Annotated in this window: 17 protein-coding genes, 1 tRNA gene and 1 pseudogene; 8 read left to right on the forward strand and 11 right to left on the reverse strand. The window is 65.2% G+C overall.

The features are described from left to right. Window positions 1–29: 29 nt before the first annotated feature. The 4 genes from OKW52_RS12570 to OKW52_RS12585 all read left to right on the forward strand — a co-directional run bounded on the left by OKW52_RS12570 (window position 30) and on the right by OKW52_RS12585 (window position 3724). Entirely contained in the window at window positions 30–1607 is a 1578-nt protein-coding gene (locus tag OKW52_RS12570; protein WP_264506016.1) for an ABC transporter substrate-binding protein, read from the forward strand. Between the two features lie 24 nt (window positions 1608–1631). Continuing rightward, window positions 1632–2588, forward strand: a complete 957-nt coding sequence (locus OKW52_RS12575) for an ABC transporter permease (RefSeq protein WP_264506017.1) — start codon at window positions 1632–1634, stop codon at window positions 2586–2588. Continuing rightward, window positions 2585–3463, forward strand: a complete 879-nt coding sequence (locus tag OKW52_RS12580) for an ABC transporter permease (protein WP_264506018.1) — start codon at window positions 2585–2587, stop codon at window positions 3461–3463. The genes OKW52_RS12575 and OKW52_RS12580 overlap by 4 nt, the downstream gene beginning before the upstream one ends. A 117-nt stretch (window positions 3464–3580) precedes the next feature. Next, a complete protein-coding gene (locus OKW52_RS12585; protein ID WP_264506019.1) occupies window positions 3581–3724 on the forward strand; it encodes a hypothetical protein in 144 nt (47 codons plus the stop codon). 25 nt (window positions 3725–3749) lie between these two features. On the opposite strand, the gene OKW52_RS12590 is transcribed toward OKW52_RS12585, so the two are convergent. Beyond that, a complete protein-coding gene (locus tag OKW52_RS12590) occupies window positions 3750–4070 on the reverse strand; it encodes a nuclear transport factor 2 family protein (RefSeq protein WP_264506020.1) in 321 nt (106 codons plus the stop codon). A gap of 95 nt (window positions 4071–4165) precedes the next feature. Between OKW52_RS12590 and OKW52_RS12595 the strand changes: the two genes are divergently transcribed. After that, complete coding sequence (locus tag OKW52_RS12595) at window positions 4166–5059, forward strand: LysR substrate-binding domain-containing protein (protein WP_264506021.1); 894 nt, start codon at window positions 4166–4168, stop codon at window positions 5057–5059. On the opposite strand, the gene OKW52_RS12600 is transcribed toward OKW52_RS12595, so the two are convergent. The 3 genes from OKW52_RS12600 to OKW52_RS12610 form a co-directional block, all read right to left on the reverse strand. Next, complete coding sequence (locus OKW52_RS12600; RefSeq protein WP_264506022.1) at window positions 5056–6588, reverse strand: hypothetical protein; 1533 nt, start codon at window positions 6586–6588, stop codon at window positions 5056–5058. The two genes, OKW52_RS12595 and OKW52_RS12600, sit on opposite strands and share 4 nt — an antisense overlap. A gap of 338 nt (window positions 6589–6926) precedes the next feature. Continuing rightward, window positions 6927–7256 (reverse strand): arsenate reductase family protein, encoded by a 330-nt coding sequence (locus OKW52_RS12605; RefSeq protein WP_264506023.1) that lies wholly within the window; start codon window positions 7254–7256, stop codon window positions 6927–6929. A gap of 81 nt (window positions 7257–7337) precedes the next feature. After that, window positions 7338–7565: a DUF1127 domain-containing protein gene (locus OKW52_RS12610; RefSeq protein WP_264506024.1), complete on the reverse strand. Its 228-nt coding sequence runs from the start codon at window positions 7563–7565 to the stop codon at window positions 7338–7340. Window positions 7566–7652: 87 nt separating this feature from the next. Between OKW52_RS12610 and OKW52_RS12615 the strand changes: the two genes are divergently transcribed. Together OKW52_RS12615 and OKW52_RS12620 are read left to right on the forward strand one after the other, a co-directional pair. Further along, window positions 7653–8489, forward strand: coding sequence for a GntR family transcriptional regulator (locus OKW52_RS12615; protein WP_264506025.1), 837 nt, complete (start codon window positions 7653–7655; stop codon window positions 8487–8489). Window positions 8490–8532: 43 nt separating this feature from the next. Then, on the forward strand, window positions 8533–9054 hold the full coding sequence (locus OKW52_RS12620) for an aminotransferase-like domain-containing protein (protein ID WP_264506026.1): 522 nt from the start codon (window positions 8533–8535) through the stop codon (window positions 9052–9054). A gap of 25 nt (window positions 9055–9079) precedes the next feature. On the opposite strand, the gene OKW52_RS12625 is transcribed toward OKW52_RS12620, so the two are convergent. The 5 genes and pseudogenes from OKW52_RS12625 to OKW52_RS12645 form a co-directional block, all read right to left on the reverse strand. Continuing rightward, complete coding sequence (locus OKW52_RS12625; RefSeq protein ID WP_264506027.1) at window positions 9080–9967, reverse strand: SDR family oxidoreductase; 888 nt, start codon at window positions 9965–9967, stop codon at window positions 9080–9082. Window positions 9968–10031: 64 nt separating this feature from the next. After that, a complete protein-coding gene (locus tag OKW52_RS12630) occupies window positions 10032–10829 on the reverse strand; it encodes a fumarylacetoacetate hydrolase family protein (protein WP_264506028.1) in 798 nt (265 codons plus the stop codon). Between the two features lie 453 nt (window positions 10830–11282). Further along, a tRNA-Ser gene (locus tag OKW52_RS12635) sits at window positions 11283–11372 on the reverse strand. A 40-nt stretch (window positions 11373–11412) separates the two neighbouring features. After that, window positions 11413–13421, reverse strand: a pseudogene (locus tag OKW52_RS12640) (hydantoinase/oxoprolinase N-terminal domain-containing protein). A 64-nt stretch (window positions 13422–13485) separates the two neighbouring features. Next, entirely contained in the window at window positions 13486–17523 is a 4038-nt protein-coding gene (locus OKW52_RS12645) for a PAS domain S-box protein (RefSeq protein ID WP_264506029.1), read from the reverse strand. 140 nt (window positions 17524–17663) lie between these two features. On the opposite strand from OKW52_RS12645, the gene OKW52_RS12650 reads away from it, so the two are divergent. Further along, the gene (locus OKW52_RS12650; RefSeq protein WP_264506030.1) at window positions 17664–18542 is read left to right on the forward strand and encodes an urea carboxylase-associated family protein; all 879 of its coding nucleotides are present in this window, start codon (window positions 17664–17666) and stop codon (window positions 18540–18542) included. Between the two features lie 275 nt (window positions 18543–18817). Here OKW52_RS12650 and OKW52_RS12655 read toward each other — a convergent pair whose 3' ends face one another. After that, the gene (locus OKW52_RS12655) at window positions 18818–19810 is read right to left on the reverse strand and encodes an SUMF1/EgtB/PvdO family nonheme iron enzyme (protein ID WP_264506031.1); all 993 of its coding nucleotides are present in this window, start codon (window positions 19808–19810) and stop codon (window positions 18818–18820) included. Window positions 19811–19824: 14 nt separating this feature from the next. Then, on the reverse strand, window positions 19825–21570 hold the full coding sequence (locus OKW52_RS12660) for a hypothetical protein (protein ID WP_264506032.1): 1746 nt from the start codon (window positions 21568–21570) through the stop codon (window positions 19825–19827). Window positions 21571–21708 lie beyond the last annotated feature (138 nt).

Here is a 21708-nt window from a genome sequence, read left to right on the forward strand (position 1 = left end):
GTCATGGCCGCAAACAGGGAGAGAGAACCATGCATAAAGTGATCTTCGATACCAGCCTTCGCCCGACCCGCCGGTCCATCCTGATGGGGGCTGCTGCCGCTGCCGGGGCAGGAATGATGCTGCCGGGCGGTGCCTTCGCGCAGGAGGCGACGCCGCAACGCGGTGGCACGCTGCGGGTTTCGATGCCGTATAACCCGGCCTCGCTGGACCCGATCACCGGTCGCAACCTGCCCGATTTCAACACGCTCTACGCGCTCTATGACGCGCTGATCGGTTTTGACGACGAGACGCTCGAATTGCAGCCGATGCTGGCGAAAAGCTGGGATTGGGCGGATCCGAGCACGCTGGTTCTGGAACTTCAGGACGGTGTGATGTTCCATGACGATACGCCCTTCAACGCCGAGGCGGTTGTGTTCAACCTGCGTCGCGGGCTGGACTATGCACGCTCGAACGTGAAATCCGACCTCGCCGGTGTTCAGGCGATCGAGGCAACCGGCCCGCTTCAGGTCACGATCCGTCTTGAGGCACCCAACGCCGCGCTGCCCGCCATCCTGTCGAACCGCGCGGGCTGCATGGTGTCGCCAGCGTCCGTTCAGGCAGCCGAAGACGGCAATATCGACCGGGCGCCGGTCGGTGCCGGACCGTTCCGTTTCATCGAATGGCGCGACAATGACCTGATCCGTCTTGAGCGCAACGAGAGCTATTGGCAGGGACCGGAACTGCCGTATCTCGACGCGCTGGAGCTGCGCATCATCAACGAGCTGAACACGGCGGCGCGTACCGTCACCTCGGGTCAGGCTGATGTCGCGCTGCAACTGGCTGCCCAGCAGATCATGGTCGCGCGCCGCAGCGACAACATCATCGCCACGGCGACCACGTCGATGACCTATTACACCGCCTTCTTCAACTATGCCCGGGGCCCGCTGGCGGATCTGAAAGTCCGTCAGGCGATGAACTACGCGCTGAACCGTGCCGATCTGCAGCAAGTGCTGCTGATGGGGCTGGGCGAGGCGACCTGTTCGGTCTTCCCGCGCGAATTCTGGGCATCGGGCCCCGATGCTGCGGACTATTACCCCTACGACCCCGAGCGCGCGCGCGCCCTGTTGGCCGAGGCGGGCTATCCCGACGGCGTCGATATCGCCACGCTGTCCTGGCCCGATCAGGCGGCGATGCAACGCACCGAGATCATCGGCAACCAGCTTGCGCAGGTCGGTATCCGGCTGAACGTCACGCCGGTGCAGCCCGCGCAGGCGATTCAGGTCTTCATGATCGAAGAGCAGGGCGACATGTTGCTCTCGCCGACTGGCGGCAACCCGGATCCGTCCCTTGCCTTCGACCGGCAATTCTCGGCCACCGCGTTGCGCAACGCGGGCAAGATCGAGCTTGACGGTTACCGCGAGCTGCTTGAAGCGACGATGTCCACCTATGACTTCGACGAGCGCCAGCAGAAGCTGTTCGAACTCGAAATGTTCGTCGTCGAAAATGCCCTGCATCTGCCGCAGTACATGTCGGCGGGGATGTCGATCCAGACTCCGCAGGTGAAGGACTTCACCTTCGGCATTCTGGCGGCACCGCGGTTCCACACTGTCTGGCTCGATCAGGCCTGAGCACGGCAGTAGGGGAGGGACGCCATGCATGGCGTAGGCAAAATGGTACTGCGGCGGCTGGCTCAGCTGATCCCGGTGATGATCATCGCGACCTTCGTGGTGTTCGCGCTGGTGTTTCTGATGCCGGGCGATCCTGCAGTCACGCTGGCTGGCGAGTTCGCAACCGAGGCGCGGATCAACGAGATCCGCGCGCTCTACGGCTTCGATCAGCCGTTCTGGGTGCAATACGGGCACTGGCTGTGGAACGCGCTGCAGTTCGATTTCGGCCGTTCGCTGTTTTCGAATGAAGAGGTCAGCCGCCTGATCAGCATGCGCCTTCCCCACACCTTGCTGTTGGTTTTCTATGCGCTGTTTCTGGGTGCGATTACCGGGATCCCCTTGGGGATCCTGGCCGCGACCCGGCAGGGCACGCGGCTGGACAAGGCGATCACCAGCCTCGCGTCGCTGGGCGTCGCGGTGCCGAACTTCTGGCTCGGTATCATCCTTGTTTCCGCTCTGGCCCTAGACTGGAGACTGTTTCCGGCAACCGGGGCGGTTTCGATCTTTGAAGATCCGCTGGGCGCGCTCTATTACGCCACGCTTCCGGCGCTGGCGCTGTCGACCAACGTCACGGCAGTGCTGACCCGGCAGGTACGCTCGGCCCTGCTCGAGGTGCTCAGCTCGCAGTTCATCCGCACGCTGCGCGCCAAGGGGCTCAGACCGGCGGCGGTGCTCTGGCGGCATGGTTTGCGCAACGTGGCGGCGACCATGCTGACCATCGCCGGGTTGCAGTTCAACCTGCTGTTCTCGTCGGCGGTGATCGTGGAATCGGTGTTTGCCGTGCCCGGCGTCGGTTCGCTGATCAGCTATTCCGCCCTGAACAAGGACTTCCCCGTCGTGCAGGGCGTGGCGCTGGTGCTGGTGGTGCTGGTGATCTTCGTCAACCTGCTGGTGGATGTTCTCAATTCGATCCTCGATCCCAGAGTGGCGGCTTCGACATGACAGATGCAACGGTAACGACCCCCGTACCGGCAGGTCCGGCGCGGTTCTCGGTCTGGCGCTGGATGCGCAGTGACATGCGTGCGGCGCTTGCGTTGACCTATCTCATCATTCTGGTGTTGGGGGCTGTGCTGGCGCCGTTTCTGGCGCCCTATTCGCCGACCGAGCAGAACATCATGAACATGCTCGCCGACCCGTCGGGTGAGCACTGGCTGGGCACCGACGATCTGGGCCGCGATACGCTGTCGCGGCTGATGTATGGCGCGGGCAATGCGCTCTATGCCAGCGGGCTGGCGGTGGGGATCGCCGTGTTGATCGGCGTGCCGGTGGGTGTGTTCATCGGCTTTGTCGGCGGCTGGATCGACGAGGCGGTCAGCCGGGTGATCGACGCCATTCTGGCCTTTCCGCCGATCGTGCTGGCCGTGGCCATCACCGGCGCGTTGGGCATCGGGCTGACCAACGCCATGCTCGCCGTCGGCTTCGCCTTTGCCCCGTATCTGGCGCGCACGATGCGGGCGCAGACGCTGGTGGTCAAAAACGCGCTTTATGTCGATGCGGCGGTTGGGTTCGGGGCCTCGCGGTTCCACCTGATCCGCAAGCACATCCTGCCCAACGCGATCCAGCCGGTTATCGTCGAGGTGACGCTGCTGCTGGCCGTGGCGCTGCTGGCCGAGGCGGGGCTGAGCTTTCTGTCGCTCGGCGTTCAGGCACCCGAGGCCAGCTGGGGCGGCATGCTGGCGCGGGCGTATTCCTATATCGAAATCGCCCCGACCCAGATGTACGCGCCGGGCTTTGCCATCCTCTTCACCGCGCTGGCCTTTAACGCACTGGGCGAGTCGATCCGCGTCTTGCTGGACCCGACGGTCAAGAAGATCTGATCGCGCGCCACGGCACCGGCCCCTGGCACCGGCCCCCGGCAGCGCCCGCGAACGCGGCCTGTCGGGGGCTTGCGTGGGTCTTGTGCGGCCCAGTTGGGTGACAGACACGGCGGGCTGATGATCCGGCTATCGGCGCGCGACAGGCTGCAAATCTTCGCCAAGTCAGCCTCGCTGCGGGTGAAATCGAAGGTGTCGATAGTCTCGGCAACCCGCGCGGGCGTCGCGGTCGTCGACGGCGTGATGAACCCTTGGTGCGCCTGACAATCGCGCGCGTGGCAGGCTGGGGTCAGCCGATCTTCAGCGCGGCGATGCGCCCGCCGTCCAGCGCGAAGGTGAAGGTCAGGACCGCCGGGCTGCCGGGAAAGTCGCCAGTGACCCGCGCTTGCACCACGGCTTCGCCGTCACCCTCGCGCAATGAGAGGGGCTCGGCGTGGTGGCGGTACTTGGCCTTTGCGGCCAGCCACCAACGGCGGATTTCCTCAGGTCCACGGTGCTGGTTGCCCTCGTCATGGACGAGGGCTTCGGTGGTAAAAGCCGCCGCAAAGGCAGCGCCATCGTGGGGCGGTTGGGCGGTGAAATAGGTCTGGATCGAAGCGGAAAGCTGCATGGAATTGTCCTTTCTGTGCTGTGGGAAAGATAGGGCTCGACGGTCGGCCCGATAATCGGGATAAATCGGCATCCTATGATGACAGGATCGGGATAATGGCTGAGACAGGGCTGAAAGGGCTTGAGGCCGTGCTGAGCATCGCGCGGCACGGATCCTTTCGCGCGGCAGCGCTTGAGCTGGGTCTGTCGACCACCGCCCTGTCGCACACGATCGGGCGGCTGGAGGCCAGTCTGGGCGTGCGTTTGTTCAACCGCACCACCCGCAGCGTGTCGCTCAGCGGGGCCGGTCGGGCGTTTGTCGAACGGATCACCCCGGCGCTGGCCGAGATCCACGCGGCCATGGACACCGCTCGTTCACAGCGCGACATCCCCGCGGGGATGTTGCGCATCAACGCGTCGGTTCAGGCGGGTCGCGAGATCGCACCAACGGTCCTGGCCTTCTTGCGGCAGTATCCGCAGATGCAGGTCGATCTGGTGACCGAAGGACGGCTGGTCGACATCGTGGCCGAGGGGTTCGATCTGGGCATCCGCCCCGCCGATCTGGTGCCGCGCGACATGATCGCGCTGCCGTTGCCGACCGCTCAGCGGCACGCCGTGGTGGTGTCGCCGGACTGGCTGTTGACCCATCCCACGCCGACCAATCCGGCCGAGCTGCCGCTGACCGACTGCCTGCGGGTGCGGTTGCCGAACGGCGCAGTCTTGCGCTGGCCATTCGAGAAAGACGGCGAGCACGTGCAGATCGACGCCAAGGGGCGGCTGACCGTGGACGAGGCTGCCATCGCCCGCGCAGCCGTGCTTGACGGGGCGGGGATCGGCTTTTTCATCGAGCAGGATGTCGCTGCGGATATCGCCTCGGGTCGGCTGATCCGTCTGCTCGAAGACTGGACGCCACCGCGCCCGGCTTTCAGCCTGTATTACCCCGGTCGTCGCCACCCGTCGGCGGGGTTTACGGCTTTCCTTGCGATGGTGCGGGGCGTGCGCCGCTCTTAGGACCGGGTCGGTAGCGAGAACCGGTAGGTAACCCCAAGACCGATCGAGTAATTCTCGAACGTGTTGGTATGCGATCCGACATACTGACCCAGCGACACCGCCGCGCCCAGCTGGCTGTACAGCGACAGGCGGTCGTTGAGATGGTAGCTCACGCCAACGGCGGGATAGAGCAACGCGCCGACCTCGTGCGCGGCATCGACGCCAACATCATTCAGCCCGTACATCAGCTGCGCGTAGGCCTGAAGCCGACCATTCGCGTAAGCGTTGCTCTGCCAGCCGACGCCCACAAAGCCCTCGGCGTATCCGGCATAGCCCCGGAATGCCGTCGCCGCGGCCGCAATCTGCCCGGCGATGTACCAGTGATCGCTGAGCGCATAGTCAGCCTGCACGGCGATCATGCTGATGCCATCGCTCTCGCGGCCATTGTAGGTGATGCTCGACGTCGTGCGGCCAAAGACGTTCAGGCGAATGCCGCGCAGGCTGTAGTCCAGCCCGTTGGGCGCGCTGCGCGCCTGAGCCTCGGAATGCGACAGGTGATAGTTCAGGCCCAGACCCAGCGTCCAGTTGCGCGAAGTGCCCATCGGTGCATAGAGATACCCGGCAGAAACCGTCGCGCCGACGCCGTTGCCCCACAGGTATTCGAGCATGGCCTTGGGGTAGATGATGAAGCCGGGGCCGGTATCGACGGTATCGGTCACCCAGCCGCTGCTGCCCAGACCGATCTGGCCATAGAGATTGACGTTCGGCGAGAGTGCCACCCGCGTGCCGATACCGCCATGGGCCTGATTGTACCAATGCAGGCCGGTGACGCCGATATCGACGGCAAAGAACGAATAGAGGTTCGGGTTATGGAAATGGGTGAACTGGGTCGAGGCAACGCCGATATCCCCGGTGTATCTGCCCGTCGGGTTGATCTGCGCGAAATTGTTGAACTGAAGCGAGACGATATTCTCATGCGCGGGCGCGTCGAAATCCGCCGAGCTGACCACCGATCCCGCGTCCCCGTAAGAGCCGACCGAGAACGAGAACGGGCGTTGCACGAAGAAATTGATCGTCGCGTCGTTGATCGGCGAGCCGGCGATGGCGACCCGCGCATAGTTCACGCCAAAACTGAGGTTGCGATAGGTGTAGCCCAGGCCGACATAGGCCCGGCTGTAAAACCCGTCGCCCGACAGGCTCTGGATCCCGGCCACGCTGGCCCCGCCCGCCGCCGCGCCAACCGAAATACCGGCATTGGCGAACCAGTTTCCGGCAATCCGGCGCTGGATGTGAAGGGTCGCATCCGCGCCAAAGAAGCCGCCGTAATCCCCCTGCGCGAGGGGGGCAAAGGCGCCGACACCGTAATACAGCCAGTCATTCGCGCGCTGCATGTAGTGCACGCCAAACAGATCGAACGCGCCGCCATCCGACAAGGTGATCGTGCTGTAATCCAGCATGATCATCCCCGACACGTCCCGCATCGCCGGGCGTCCGGCGGCAGTATCGGTAAACGCGGTCTGCGCCAAGGCGGGCAGGGCTGCGGCAGTCATTCCAACCAGCGCCGCGCCCAGAACCGCTGCTCGACCTGTCACGGGACGCAGGGGCGTTGTGGTTTCTTTTCTGCTGCGCGCGGCAAAGCTGCCCACGAGTCGAGATAAAGCACTCATTGAAAACGTTCCCGGAGTTCCGTTGCAGTCCAGGACAGAGCCAGCCCAAACCTGTTGGGGCAAAGGCTACTATGACGGGAACGTGATTCCTTGGGGTTTTTTGGCTTGGGGCAAGAGAAGTCCGGCACTGCGGCAAACTTGCACACCATATGGTCCCGATCGCGTCCGCAGCCACCATAGTTGCGGTGACCCCGGTCGCGCGCAGCCCGTGTCCTTGGTGATCAATCCGTCAGCAGCGCTTTTTGCACCGCGTCATCCCACCCCAGATACCACACGCCATCCGCCTCGATCACCGGACGCATCATCAGCTTGGGCTGGGCGGCGATCTGGGCCTCGGCCTCGGAGTTCTTCAGCCATGCGCTGAGCCCGCGGTAGTCGCTGGATTTGCGATCAACCAGCCGGTCGCCAAACTCGGCAATCAGGGCGGCCAGTTCCGTTTCGGTCAAAGGCTCTGCCCGGATATCGCGGAAATCGATGGTTTTACCCGTCGACTCCAGCGCTTTGCGGGCATTTTGGCATGTGGCGCAGGTGTTCAGTCCATAGATCATCATGCCGTGCTCTCCCGTGGTGACGTCTGGCATCACGGGTGTACCGGACCCGATGCGCCGACGCAAATCGCGCGCATTGCCGCTTCAGTCGCGCCAGAACGGCTTGCCGGCCTCGATCTCGGCAGCGGCGCGAGAAAAGCCGATATCCTTCAGCAGATGCGGCTCAAGGCGGTGAAGGGCTTTGCGCGTGCGGCGGTGGCGGTCCCATTTGGTCATCACAACAGCCAGAACGATCAGGGCGCGCGCTGCCGAGGGCAGGCCTGCCTGATTGTTCAGGAGCGCAAGTTGAGCGGCGTGAAGTGAGCGTGACATGGGGTCATCCCTTGCGTATTGTGTTGACACAATCTTCGATATCAGTACGATTACTTGATACAAAAGAAGCAGGCTGGGCGCTACAAAATGATTGTACCTGACACAATTTGGCAACCCGCCGCGCCGATCACCGGGAAAGCCAAGTACAAAGCGCTGGCGCAGGCGCTGCGTGAAGGCATCGCATCAGGGCAGCTGACGCCGGGGATGAAGCTGCCACCGGTGCGTGACCTTGCCTACCGGGTGCAGGTCACGCCGGGCACCGTCGCGCGGGCGTATACGCTGCTCACCGAAGAGGGGCGGCTTCAGGCGGAGGTCGGGCGCGGCACCTTTGTTGCGGCGGGGCGCGCGGTGAAGAGCGAGGGTGTTACCTCTTTGGTCAATCTGCCCGTCGACACGGTGGCGGATTTCCGCAGCAGCCGGGTGCCGGATGTGGGGCAGGGGCGGATCATCGACGCGGCGCTGATCAAGATCGCGCAAAGCCATCGGCGGCGCCACATCAACTACCCGACCGCCGAAACCGATCTTGAGGCCCGCAGCGCCGTGGCCGCGTGGATCGATCAGCAACGTCTGGGGGGTGCCGGGCCAGAGGAGATCGTCCTGGGCAACGGCGCGCAGAATTGTTGCCTGCTGACGCTTCAGGCGGAACTCAGCGGTCACAATCCCATCATCATGACCGAGGAACTGGGCTATCCCGGCACACGCCACGCCGCGCGCCTGCTCCGCGCGCAGACAGTCGGGTTGCCGATGGATGATGAGGGTATTCTGCCCGAGGCCTTCAAGCAGGCCTGCCGCACGCATGGCGGTCGTATCCTGCTGACGGCGGCTGAAGTGCACAGCCCGACCACCATCCGCACACAGCCTGCGGCGCAAACAGGACATCGCCGAGATCGCGCGGCAACTGGATATCACCATCATCGAGGATGATTGCCACACCACCGCCCCCAGTGACATTCCCAGCTATCGGTCGATGTTGCCGGAACAAAGCTATTTTGTGTCGTCGCTGACCAAATCTGTCAGCGGAGCCTTGCGGTTTGGCTATGCCATCGCCCCGGTCGGACGGGAAAAGGACTTGCGGCAGGTCGCGCAAAGCTCGTTCTACGGAGTGGCGCAGCCCATTCTGGACCTGTGCCACGCGCTGATTACCAGTGGCGCGGCGCAGGGGATCCGGGACCGGGTGATCGAGGCGACGGCAAGGCGCACCCGGCTGGCGGTCAATGCGCTGGGGGCCTGGGATCTGCGGTGGCGCGAGGATGCGCCCTTCGTCTATCTCAACATGCCGCAGGGCTGGCGCGCCTCGCGGTTCGCCATGGCCTGCGAGAAGCGCGACATCCTGATCAAGCCTGCCGATGAATTCGCCCTGCCCAATTGCAGCGCGCCAAATGCCGTGCGTCTGTCGGTCAATACCTGCGCCTCTGAGGAGCTCTTTCTCAAGGCGCTGGATGACATGAATGCGTTGCTGGCCAACCCAAGCTCGCCGGTCGATGGGTGACGGACGCGCCTGACCCGGCCCTCACCTACGTCCCCGACAGCGCAGTGATCAGCGTGGCCACCGACTGGTCCGCCGAGCCATCCGGCACGAACAGATCGCGCACCAGCGCCGTGCCGGGCGAGACAGCGTAGCGGTCGAAGTCGGTGACGCCTTCGGCGCGCAGAACCTCTTCATCGATAAAGAACATCCCCGTCGAGGCGCGCGCCTCCCGCGTCAGGATCGCATGCGCCGCATCCGCCATGATCTGCGGCGTCCGGCTGACCGAGGCCAGCGCCGCACCGCCCAGCAGGTTGCGCACGGCGGCAGTGTCGATCGCCGTCATCGGCCAGAGCGCATTGACCGCGATCCCGGCTGTGGCAAGTTCCGCGCTCAGCCCCAGCACGCACAGCGACATGCCGAATTTCGACAGCGTATAGGCCGGGTGATCCTTGAACCACCTGGCCTGCAGATCCAGCGGCGGTGCGAGCACCAGAATATGCGGGTTGGCTGATTTCTGCAGATGCGGCAGGCATAGCTTGGACACCATGAAGGTGGCACGGGTGTTGACCTGCTGCATCAGGTCGAACCGCTTCATGCTGATATCCTGCGTGCCCGACAGGTTGATCGCGCTGGCATTGTTGACGCAGATGTCGATGCCGCCGAACCGCTCCACCGTTTGCTGTATCGCGTGCGCCACCATTGCCTCGTCGCGGACATCGCACACAAGCGGCAGCGCCTTGCCGCCCGCTTCCTCGATGGCCTTGGCGGCGTCATAGATCGTGCCGGGCAGGGTGGGCTGCGCTGTCACCGTCTTGGCGGCGATGGCAACATTCGCCCCGTCGCGCGCCGCGGCCAACGCAATCGCCAACCCGATCCCGCGCGACCCGCCGGTGATGAAGAGCGTCTTGTCAGCCAGTGAGCGGTCAAGGGTCATTGCGGTCTCCGCTGTTGTGGGGGTGTCGGGCACGGGCCGGCCGGGGGTGGCCCGTGGTCGTCGGTCAGGCGGTGATCGGCGTGGTGACGGCCCCCAGCCCCTGAACCTCGACCCGCACCACGTCGCCGGGTTTGAGGTAGCGCTGCGGTTTCATCCCCATGCCGACCCCGGCAGGCGTGCCGGTGATGATCAGATCGCCGGGGTTCAGCGTCATCTGGCGCGAGACACAGGCGATGATCTCGGGCACGGTAAAGATGAAATCGGCGGTATTTCCGCTTTGCACCCGTTCCCCGTTCACGTCGCAGATCACCTGCCAGCCCTCGGCGGGGTTGCCCGCCTCGTCCGCACTGACGATAGCACCCACCGGGCCCGAGCGGTCGATATTCTTGCCCAGCGTCCATTGCGCGGTTTCCAGCTGCAAGGCGCGGTTGCTCAGATCGTTGAACGTGCAATAGCCAAACACGGACTCCAGCGCCGAGGCGGCATCGGCTGCCCTGGTCTTGCGCCCGATCACCACGCCCAGTTCGGCCTCCCAGTCATAGGCAGCGCCAGACACCGGCGACGGCTCGCCATCCGCGACCAGGGTCTCGGTCCAGCGGCTGAAGACGACGGGCGTGGTCGGGATCGCCATGCCCGCTTCCTCGGCATGCGCGCGGTAATTCAGCCCGATGCAGATGACCTTGCCGGTGCGCGGGATCGCCGGACACAGGGTGACGGCGGACAAAGGGACGGGCGCTGCGCTTTCGGTGGCCTTGGCGGGATCGTCCCAAAAGCCTGCGATCGGTCCCAGTGGCACGATCATGTCACCCTCGATACGGCCGATCTGGATGCCTGTGTCTGTCGTGAATCCGGTGATCTTCATGCTGTGTTCCTTTCGCAAGCGGTCAGTTCAGACGCTCAACCGACCCGCCGTTACTCTGCAGGTTCTGACCGGAAAGGAAAGATGGCGGAACCCGACACGCCGTTGCGCCGACATCGGCCGTCGGAAGCGGCGGGATGGGCGATGACGCTGCCAGTCAATGCGGCCTCCACCCCCAGTCGGTCTTCTCATCCCGGCAAACCACGCCTTTTGACATCAGCCCGCTCAGCGCGGGCGTGGGTTGGCATGGGCCGTATCATGGCCGTTTGGGCTGCAAGCGTTCTGCGCACGGGGAAGGGGGGCGCGCAAAATTCCTGGATATTGGCGGGACCACGGACGGGCTTTAGCGCAGCGCGTCGAAGCCGCGGCTCGCATCATGGGATCCCGGAACACCCTGTTGCGGACGCTGGTAGCTGCGAAAGGCGGGATATCGGCGTTCGCGATCTTAAACCGAAGTGGCGGAAGCGGTGGGATTCGAACCCACGGTACGGTTCCCCGTACGCTAGTTTTCAAGACTAGAGCCTTAAACCACTCGGCCACACTTCCGTTCTACGCCTCTTAGCCGGGCAGCGCGCGGTCTGCAAGATCACCCTGTCGCAATGCGCGGGCGGCCCGAAGCGGTGACGCGCAGGCGGATCTCGACTAGCAGGGGCTGGCCTTCGATCTCGGCGCCGATGTCCTCGCGGGTGGTTTGCACGCGGGGATCGGGGACGCCGGCGGCTTGGGCACGGGTTCGCGATTGGGCCGTCAGATCGCCTGTCAGCGCCTCGACAGCGGCCTCGACGGTGGTGAAGCGGGCAGGGCCGTCCGACAGATGGGCAAGGAACGCGCCGGGTCCGGGCACGGTCACCTGACCTTCGGCATGCATCGAGACCTGACCGACCACAGCGCCCAACGCATTGGCGACACCGGCAAACTCCGGCACGACCATGTCGCAGCCCAGCCGCTCGCCCACCGCGCCGTAATAGCAACCCGCCGAGGCGCCCAAGCCGATCACCGGCACGCCCAGCCGTGCCTCAAGCCGAACAAGGCTGGGTGCGCGGGTCAGCGCGGCCTCGGTCAGCGGGTGGCGGGCAAGGGTTTCAGGCGGCAGCGACCAGTCGCGGGGATCTTCGGCGAAGGCGGCTTCCAGCAGGCACTCGACGGTCTGCCGGGTCAGCTGATCGACGATCTGCTGCGCCATCGCTGCCGCATCCGCCGCCAGCCGCTCGCCATTGCCGGTGCGGCGCCGGGCCAGCAGGGTCAGTGCCTTGTGCGCTGCAGCACCGTCCCAGCCGCTTTGCCGGCCCAGCACATGCGCGGCGTCCGACGGGGTCGGCCCGGCCAGCATCACATGTCCGGCCTGTACCAGCCGCATCAACGCCGGGCCCTCAAGGCGGGTGCGGATCAGCGCAGACACCCGCTGCGGACCGTCAAGCAGCCGTTCGGCCACCGCGGCATCGCGGGCAGAAAGGCCCGCGGGCAGGGCAGTGAACAGGGGGAGCGCGAGCCGCCATGTTTCCTCGGGTGACGGATCGCGGCCCAAAGCTTCATCCAGCATCCGGTGCACCAGATCCGGGTGCTGCACGGCGGCCAGCGACAGCGGCATCACGCGCCGGGGGCCGAGGGTCAGCCCCCCTCCAACCCCTCGCGGATCTGCACGGCGCTGTCGCCGCCCAGACCCGTGGTGCGCATCGCCACGGCTTCGACCATCGTGCGCCAGCCGCCGACGCGCGCGCCCTGCGGGTCAATGGACGGCTTGCCGTCGCGCAGCAGGCACACATCGGTGGTGGTGCCGCCGATGTCCGAGACCAGCGCATCCTTCAGCCCGGTCAGCCACGCCGCCCCGGCGATGGATGCCGCCGGGCCGCTGAGGATCGTCTCGATGGGCCGCTCACGCACCAGCGCGGCCGAGACCAGCGCGCCGTCACCGCGCACCACCATCAGCGGCGCGGTGATGCCCAGCCGGGTCAGATGCCCCTCGCAACTGGCAATCAGCCGGTCGATCATCGCCACCAGCCGCGCGTTCAACAGCGCGGTCAGCGCGCGTTTGGGGCCGTTCAACCCGGCACTCAGCTCATGCGAGCAGGTCACGGGCAGGCCGGTCCGGGCGCGGATCAGGGCGCGGGCCGCGATCTCGTGTGCGGGGTTGCGGGTGGCGAACTGGGCGGCGACGGCGATGGCGCTGATGCCTTTGGGCAGCGCGGAGAGTGCCTGTTCCAGCGCGGCCAGATCCAGCGGCTCGGCTTCGCCGCCGGCGTGGGTATGGCCACCGGCCAGCGCAATGAGGGGATCGTCGCCCAAGGCCTCGGTCAGCCCGGCGCGGGCACGGTCGCCGCCATCGAAACCGATCAGCACCAGCGCGGCCCTTGCGCCTTGGCCCTCGACCAGCGCATTGGTGGCCAGCGTGGTGGACAGCGCCACCATCGCCACATCGGCGGGGACGATATCGGCGGCCTGCGCCAGCACCGCGTCAATCGCGCCACCGATGCCCTGCGCCAGATCCGGGCGCGAGGTCAGCGCCTTGGCATGCGCGCGGATCGCCTGCGCGCTGTCGTCTAGAAGAACGGCGTCGGTATAGGTTCCGCCCGTATCGACCCCAAGCAAGATTGCCATGCGCGCCTCCGCTGCCCTGAAACCCGCTTAGGGCCGGACGCGGACAAAGAAAAGGGGGCGCGTGTCAGCCCGCGACCGCCAGTGTCAGTGCCCGCGTCAGCGTTTCGCGGCGGAAGGGCTTGGCGACGTGCCCGGTAAAGCCCGCAGCCAGATATTCGTCGATCTGGTGCTGCATCGCATTGGCGGTCACGGCCAGCGCCGGAACCGGCACGATCCCGGCCTCGGCCTCGCGCATGCGGATCGCCGCCAGCGCACCGGTGCCGTCCAGACCGGGCATCGAGATGTCGAGCAGGATCACATCAAAGGCGCCCGGCAGGAACTTGTCGCAGGCATCCTGACCGTCTTCGGCCAGCGTGACGCTGATGCCCAAAGCCCCCAGCATGGATTCCAGAATGCGGCGGTTGGTGTGGTTGTCATCGGCGACAAGCATGCGCATCCCGGTAAAGTCGATGCCGGGTTGCTGACTGGCACCACCCGCCATGCCGACACCGCCGACATGCAGAACGGCGCCCGCCTTGTCATCGTCCGAGAGCCGCGGGGCAGGGACCGTCATCACCAGATGCGTGCCCTGACCCGCCACACTGTCCAGCGTGATCGAGCCGCCCATCAGCACCGCCAGCTTGCGCGTGATCGACAAGCCCAGCCCGGTGCCGCCATAGCGTCGTGCGGTCGAGGTTTCGGCCTGCTCGAATTCCTCGAACACTTTGGCCGTCTGCTCGGGCGACATGCCGATGCCGGTGTCGCGCACTTCGAAGCGCAGCGAATCCTTCGCAATCGGATCAGGCCGGACACTGACGTCAATGCTGCCGGATTCGGTGAATTTCAGCGCGTTGCCGACCAGATTGTTGAGCACCTGCAACAGTCGGTTGGCATCGCCCATGCGCGGTGCCTGGCAGTCGGGGTCGACATGGATCCGCAGCGCCAGCCCCCCGGCCTCGGCCCGGGGCAGGAACAGCGCGCGGACCCGGCCCAGCAGCTCGGTGGGGCTGAAGGGTTGATGCTCGATCATCATCTTGCCCGCTTCGATCTTCGCCAGATCGAGGATGTCGTTGAGGATCGCCAGCAGCCCTTCGCCGGAATCACGAATGGTGTTGATCATGTCACGCTGATAGGGCGCGACCTCGGTTTCGCCCAGAAGCTCGGCCATGCCCAGCACGCCGGTCAGCGGGGTGCGCAACTCGTGGCTCATGTTGGCCAGGAAGCGCGATTTGGCGTGGCTCGCGGCTTCGGCCTTTTCGGTGGCGGCGATCAGCGCGCTGACATTGGTGCCGACACCGCGATAGCCCGCATACTGGCCCGCAGCGTTGTAGAAGGGCGCGCCGCTGATGCGCAGCCAGATAGCATCGGCATTGCGGCCGGGGCGCAGGCGAAACACGAAATCGGTCAGTTTGTCACGCGCCATGACATTGCGCGCCAGCCGCTCCCAATCGCCCAAGGCACTGTCCGAACCGGGCGTGACCCCCAGCTCGTCCAGCCCGCGGTTGAGAATGCGGTCGACCGGAATGCCCGTCGTCCGCTCGAACCCGGCGGTCAGATGGGTGATCTTGCGGCCCGGCGCGACCTCCCAGAACCATTCATCGCTGGCCTCGGCAATATCGGAATAGCGCTGCTCGGATTCGCGCCGCGCTTCCAGCGCCTCTTCCAGCCGCAGTTTGGCATCGGCCAGCGCAGCCTCGCGCATCTTGCGCTCGGTGATGTCGATATGGATGCCGGTCTCTTCGGCGGGCACCCCCGGCGATGTCCAGCGCTGCACCCGTATGTGCGACATGACCCAGACCCAGCGCCCGTCGCGGTGACGGATGCGGAATTCGTGACCGACATTGGCGGTGTCCGCCCCGTAGATCTTGGAGACGCCGCTGCGCAGCTGGGGCAGGTCGTCGGGATGGACCAGCGCATCGAACTTGTCGCGCGTCCAGGGCACCAATTCGTCCAGATGATAGCCGATCATCGCGGCGTATTGCTCGTCGATGAGGACGCGACCGGTTTCGCAATCAAGCTGCCATGTCGCAACCGAGGACGACTCCAGAATTGCCCGCAACCGCTCTTCGGCATGGCGGCGGCCGGTCATGTCGAAACCCAGCCCGCTGATGCGCAGCGGGTTGCCTTCATGGTCGCGCGCGCTGATGCGTCCACGGACCAGCACATGCACCCAATGGCCGTTGGCGTGGCGCAGGCGAACCTCCAGCTCGACCGCGTCGCGGGTGCCGTTGATCACCGCGCGCAGGTGTTCGCGCATCATGTCGTTGTCGTCAGGGTGGAACGGCGCAACCCAGTTCTCACGGGTCAGCACATGATCGAACGGGCCGCTCCATCCCAGCATCGAGCGCCAATGCTCGTTGATGGTGGTCTCGCTGCGCAGCAGATCCAGATCCCAGGTTCCGACACCGGCGCCGACAATGATGTCGTTCATCCGCTGCTCGGCTTCCTTCATCGCCGTGACATCGACCCGCAGACTGACGCGCCCGCCTTCGGGCGTCTGGCGTTCGAACACACGGACATAGCGTCCGTCTTTGAGCAGCAACTCCATGCGGTTATAGGGCAAGCGGTGCTTTTCCATCCGCTCGGCCAGCCACGCGTCTTCGTCGCCGACCGCATCGGGGAACTCTCCGTGATTCAGCCCAGCCCGGACCACGTCTTCAAAACGCACGCCGGGTTTGAGCATGGCGGCGGTGCGCGGCGTCGATTGGCGATAGCGCTCATTGCACAGCACGAGCCGGTCGTCGGCATCGTAATACGAAAACCCGTCCTGCAGCGATTCAATGGCAGCGTGCAGCCGGTCATGAGATTGCCGCCCCTGCGCGATGGTGCGCTCGAGATCGGCCTCATGGCGCTTGAGCGCGGTGATATCGTTCTCGATGATCAGGAAGCCCTGCGGCATCCCCTCACGGTCCTGCATCGGCTGGACGGTGACATCCACCCAATAGGGCGCGCCCTTGCGGTCGTGGCGCAGCAAATCGGTGGTGTAGGTGACACGCGCCCGCATCGCATCGCGGATGCGGTCCATGGTCGCCTCGTCCGCCAGAGGATCAAGGAAGGTCGACACCGAACCGCCGCGCAACTCCTCCAGTGCCCAACCCGAACGCTTCTCCATCGCCGGATTGGCCCAGATGACATTGAGATCCTCGTCCAGCACCATGACAAGATTGGTCATGCTGCGCGAGATTTCGATCAGCATCGCGTTCTCGGCTTCACGCTGATGATCTTCGGTGACGTCGCGGATGCGGAACACGTAACCGTACTGGCCGCTGCCCTTGGTCCGGTGCGAAATGATCGTGTCATACCAGCGCGTCTTGTCGGCATGGTCGATCGAATAGCGGGGCACCGCTGCGGTCCCTTCGACCCGCGCCCGCGCCATCGCGTCGCGCTGCAATTTGGCGACGGCGGCAGGAACACTGTCCTCCAGTGCCTGCCCCAGTGTCGACGAGGGCGAAACCGCCAGAAGCTCGGGCGAGCCGCAGTGAAAGTCGATGCAGGTGCCGTCGGCATCCATCTCGAGCACCAGTTCCGGCGTCGCCGCGAGGGTCGCGCGCAGCCGCTCCAGCGTCGAGGCCTGCTCGCTGCGCGACGCCTGAAGCTCGCATTCCGTCCGCCGCCGACCCAAAGCGGCCAGAATGCCATCGGCCAGCGACTGGATCAGCCACAAGTCGCGCGTCGAGCCACAGCTGGGCTGCTGGATATAGTCGAGCGCAATCAGCCCGCTCAACGTAGCGTCTTGCAGCATCGGAATGACCACCGACGAGCGAATGCCACGCACCTCAAGCGCCGTGCGCAAAGGCCCTGCCGGCAGAGAGCCAACGTCCTGCAAGGCCATGGCTTCGCCCGCCGCAAAGGCGTCAGGGTCACGCACCAGACACTCCAGCGGCACGACAGCGCCGTCCTGCAGCGGGCCGTGACTGGCGCACCAGCCGGTGCCTTGGGGCTGGTACAACACGCCGCAATCGGCACGCGCCATCACGCAAAGGCGCTGCAAGATCTGGGTGATTGTTGCATCGAGGTCGCCCGGACTGCTACGCAAAAGCTGCCCCAGAGCGTCAATGACCAGCTCTTGGGCAGTGTCAGGAGAGCGGTGAGAAGGGCTCGATTGCCGAGAACCATCGTCCATCGGGTACTTTTCCAAAGGCGAACACGTTAAACGAGCATAGCAGGGTCTCCGGCAGCTTACATCTTGAATTTGCCTGTTTCTGTGACTCTTGCGTAAAGGCCTCACAACAGCCACGCTGGCGCAGCAAGCCCGAGGTCCGCATGACAGCCCCACCGCCACCCCACGCAGCACCCCCGGCACCGGCCGATGTCCCGGCCGATGCTGCGGCACGCCGCGCGGTTGCACCGGTGATCTGCTACCCGACGCAGGCGTTAGCGCAGCCGCCGCTGGACCTGTATGCGCAGGCGCGCGCGCTGGCCCGCCCGATTTCGCACTGCCATGTGCCGGCCCGCGACGGGGCGGCGTTCCGGGTTCCGGCCGGCGGGTTCTTTCGCATCACCTGCACCGGCGGGCCGCAGGTGGGCGATCTGAACCTGTTCAACGCCACCAACCCGCATGAGCGTTTCTACTCAGGCAAAACCCGCGCTCTGCATGGCACCCACCTGAACGTCGGCGACAGGATGTGGTCCGGCTTTCCCTTCCTGCGCCCGATGGCAACGCTGGTCGCGGATACATTGGGCTGGTACGGCGTCGATGACTTCGGCGGCAGGGTGCATGACGTGATCGGTTCGCGCTGCGATCCCTACACGCATTGGCAGCTGTCGGGGGGCGATCAGTATCACCATTGCTGCCATTCGAACCTGACCCGGGCACTGGCCGCCGAGGGCGTCCAGGACGCGGAAGCGCTGGTGCATGATGTGCTCAACGTCTTCATGTGCACGGGGTTTACGGCAGATACCGGGCAGTATTTCATGAAAGCCAGCCCGGTGCGTCCCGGGGATTATCTGGAATTCTTTGCCGAGATCGATCTGCTGGGGGTGCTTTCGGCCTGCCCGGGCGGCGATTGCGGGGCCGAGCATTCTTCGGATGCCGCGTCGTGTCATCCGCTGTTGGTCGACGTCTTCGCGACGCCGCCGCAGGCGCTGGCCGGCTGGACGCCGCCGGAGCCCAATGGCTACGACCGCAGCCACGGGGCGTAGGCGCGGTTTCGCCCTCGGCCGAGACGGCTGTCGCCGCCGCGCCCTCGGGCGACCGGGCAGGGGGGCCTTGCCCCCCTCTTGGCCTGCGGCCAATTCACCCCCCAGGATATTTAAGGACAGATGATAAGACTTCGTTAACCCTGTTTCATTTTCTGTCTGAAAGCATCCACGGGGGGATTTTAAAGGGGGCGCGTGCGCCCCCCTTTAAGCAGGTTTGGGCGGCAGCCCACGCGGCGCGAGGGGGCTCGATGCCCCCGAGCGCCGCAGTTCCTGGCTCACCGTATGTCGCGGAAGCAGCGGAAGCCGAGGTGATAATTCGCATGGCTCGAGCGCGACAGCACGCGCGTGCCGTGCCAGAAGGGCGCGCGCCAGCGGGCCCAGTGTTCATGCGCGCGGACCTGATCCCAGATGAACCACGAGCCCTTCATCTCGGTCACGCCCAGCGAGGTCGACCCGCGCGAGGCCATCTGATCCGGCGCCAGCGGCAGGTTCATGTGTTCTGCCGCATTGCCGTCGATGTCATAGACCCCCAGCGGCGAGTGGCATTGCGGGAAGCTGCCCGCCGGATAGGTGTTCGACCCGCAGCCCGAAAACGACCCGCCATTGCAGCCCGGCGTCTTGGAACTGCCCGTCGCGCAGACGCCCGAGCGCCACTGGCCGATCGAAAACTGGTTCGACTGGTTGGCGTAATGCCGGTTGTGCCACGCGCGCATCGCCTGTTGGCTGCCCAGCTGGAACTGGTAGTCCGGCGGCAGGAGCTGGCCGGCGGCAGCTCCTTCCCATTCATGCGCATCGCCGATGCGTGCGCCCTCGGCGGCGCAAAGGGCCACCACCTGATCCGCGCGCACCCAGGTCACCGGGTAGGCCAGCGGCACGTTGGGATATTCGAACATGAACGCGCAGACGCTTGCGTCTTCGGGCGTCTCGGTTTCGGGGTTGTAGAGCGGCACTTCATAGGGATGCCCGCAGATCCGCTCAAACCGCGCGTTGCGATAGGCGCGGCGCACCGAGTCGACACTGCCGCCTTGGCGCTGTGCTGCCTGTTCCGGCGTCATCGGATGGCGGGTCACGGCCGGGTTGCCCTGACCCATGATGTTGGACTGCGCAAAGATCGCGCGGATGCGCTCGATCGTGGCGCCGGAGAGCCCGCGCCATTCACGCATCTCGGCGAACATCGTTTCGTTATTCTGCGCCAGGCTTTGCGCCTGAGACGTCACCGGCGTCAGGGCAAGACCCAGAACCAGTGCCAGTTTAACCAGCGGTTTCATGAAAGTGTCCCCTCTCAGCGGCGGAGCAGATAAAAGAAGTCGCGGTTGTCGGAAAACTCGATGAAGCGGCCCATCGGTGTGCCATCGCGGTGGCGCGAGTCGCTTTCGGCCATGCGGCGGTCCAGGTGCACGATCGAAAACTCTTCGGACCCCGGCAGGCGCGGATAGATCGCCGAATAGGTCAGGTCGAGCGAGTTCATGTCGAGCAGCATCGCCATGTCGCAGTGATAGGCCTGAAACACCCGCGTCATCGCCGAGGGTGTCGCCGACATGAACACCGCATAGATCAGGAACTGCCGGTCATCGACCGTGCGCATGCACACGCCCGAGCGCAGGGTGCGCAGCTGCGCCTCGGCGCTGCCTGACCAGTTGCCGCCCATCCAGCTGCGCACCTGACTGCCCGGCACGCCCACGCCGTCAGCGTTACGCTCGACCAGCGGCGTGCCGTTCTGGCGGGCAAAGCGGATATGGGGCAGCATGAAGTCCAGCTGTTCGGACCAGATGTCCATGTGGACCGTGCCGTCCTGCAGCACATAGAGCGTTGCCAGACCCGGCTGCAGCCGCGACAGCACCACCCCGTTGACCACAAAGCCGTAATGGTGGCCGTGGTTGGTATAGGCGTAATCCGTCAGCCGCCACGCACCATGGTCGCGCTTGAAGCCCCCGGCGAAGATCCCCGCCAGACGGTCCATGAACACCGGGTTCATCATCCCGGTCATCTGCAGCGGTTCGACCGTGCCAAAGCCATCGGGCCCCGGCAGGTTATAGTCGCGGCCTGCGCCGGAAGGGCGGGGCGACCAGTCAACCTCGGGGTGCGAGGTGCCGATCTCGTAGCGCAGATCGAAGCGCGACATGTCGAAGGCCCACATATGCACGTCCGAGCGGTTCTCGACCCCGTCCATCCCGTTCGCCCCGGGCACCGCCATCACCTCCTGGCTCACCATGCCGGGCTGCACGGTGCTGGCGTAAATGCCCGGCGCGTTCTGCACGGCATACCAGGCGCCTGCCTCCATTTGCGTGCTGTCGGCACCGACCAGATCGACCCGCAGGTTCGAGCGCATCACCGGATGCGCGCGCAAATCGGCCTGACCCAGCGCGTTGACCACCGAGCCCGCTTCGGCCTCGTCCATGGTCTGCGCGGTGGTGAGATAGGCGTCTTCATACAGCGTGTCCTTGATCACGTTGATCAGGCTTTCGCCGAAGGGCACGTAATCGCGCAGGAATTCGGTCACTGCCTCACGCGTGGTGCGGCTGCCCGAGCCGCGGTTGCGCAAAAACATCCGTTGCTCGCAGATCGGCGAATAGGGCAGCCCGCTGTCGCGCGCGCTTTCCAGATCGCCCTCCCACGGCGCACAGCTCACGGTGCCCGCTTCGCTCTCGATGACCAGCGAGCGCCCGTCCGCGCCCAGCGAGACGGTGAACAGCTCTGGCGCTGCGTTCTCCAGATGCCATGCGCGCGCGCTGCGCCCCTCGCCGGTTTCCAGCACGAACCACGCGTTCACATACGGATTGAGCGAGGTCAGCCGCAAGGGCGTGCCATCCGCCCCGATGCCGGTCAGTTCAGCGCGGAACGGCTGAAATTCAACGACGCTGCGACGGTAATCTTCGCGGAAATCGGCAAATTGCGCGGCGCGGGTCGCGGCGGGGGCATACCAGGGGGCCATGGTGTCGGCGCCAGCAGGCAGAATCGTGGCCCCCAAGCCCAGCGCCGCAACGGTTGCAGCAGCGCCCAGGCGGGCCAGGAAGTCTGTCGTTGTCAATGTATTGCTCCTGAAAATCGAGTTTCCCCGCACCGGGCAGGGCCTATTTTTGCCACGTTGCAACAATCCGTCGATTCAGGCAACAGGGCCGCCCCAACTGTGATGCAGTCTCAACACATGGTGATCAAAGGGGACTTG

It is taken from the genome of Pararhodobacter zhoushanensis (genome assembly GCF_025949695.1).
In the GTDB taxonomy this organism is placed as follows: Bacteria; Pseudomonadota; Alphaproteobacteria; order Rhodobacterales; family Rhodobacteraceae; genus Pararhodobacter; species Pararhodobacter zhoushanensis_A.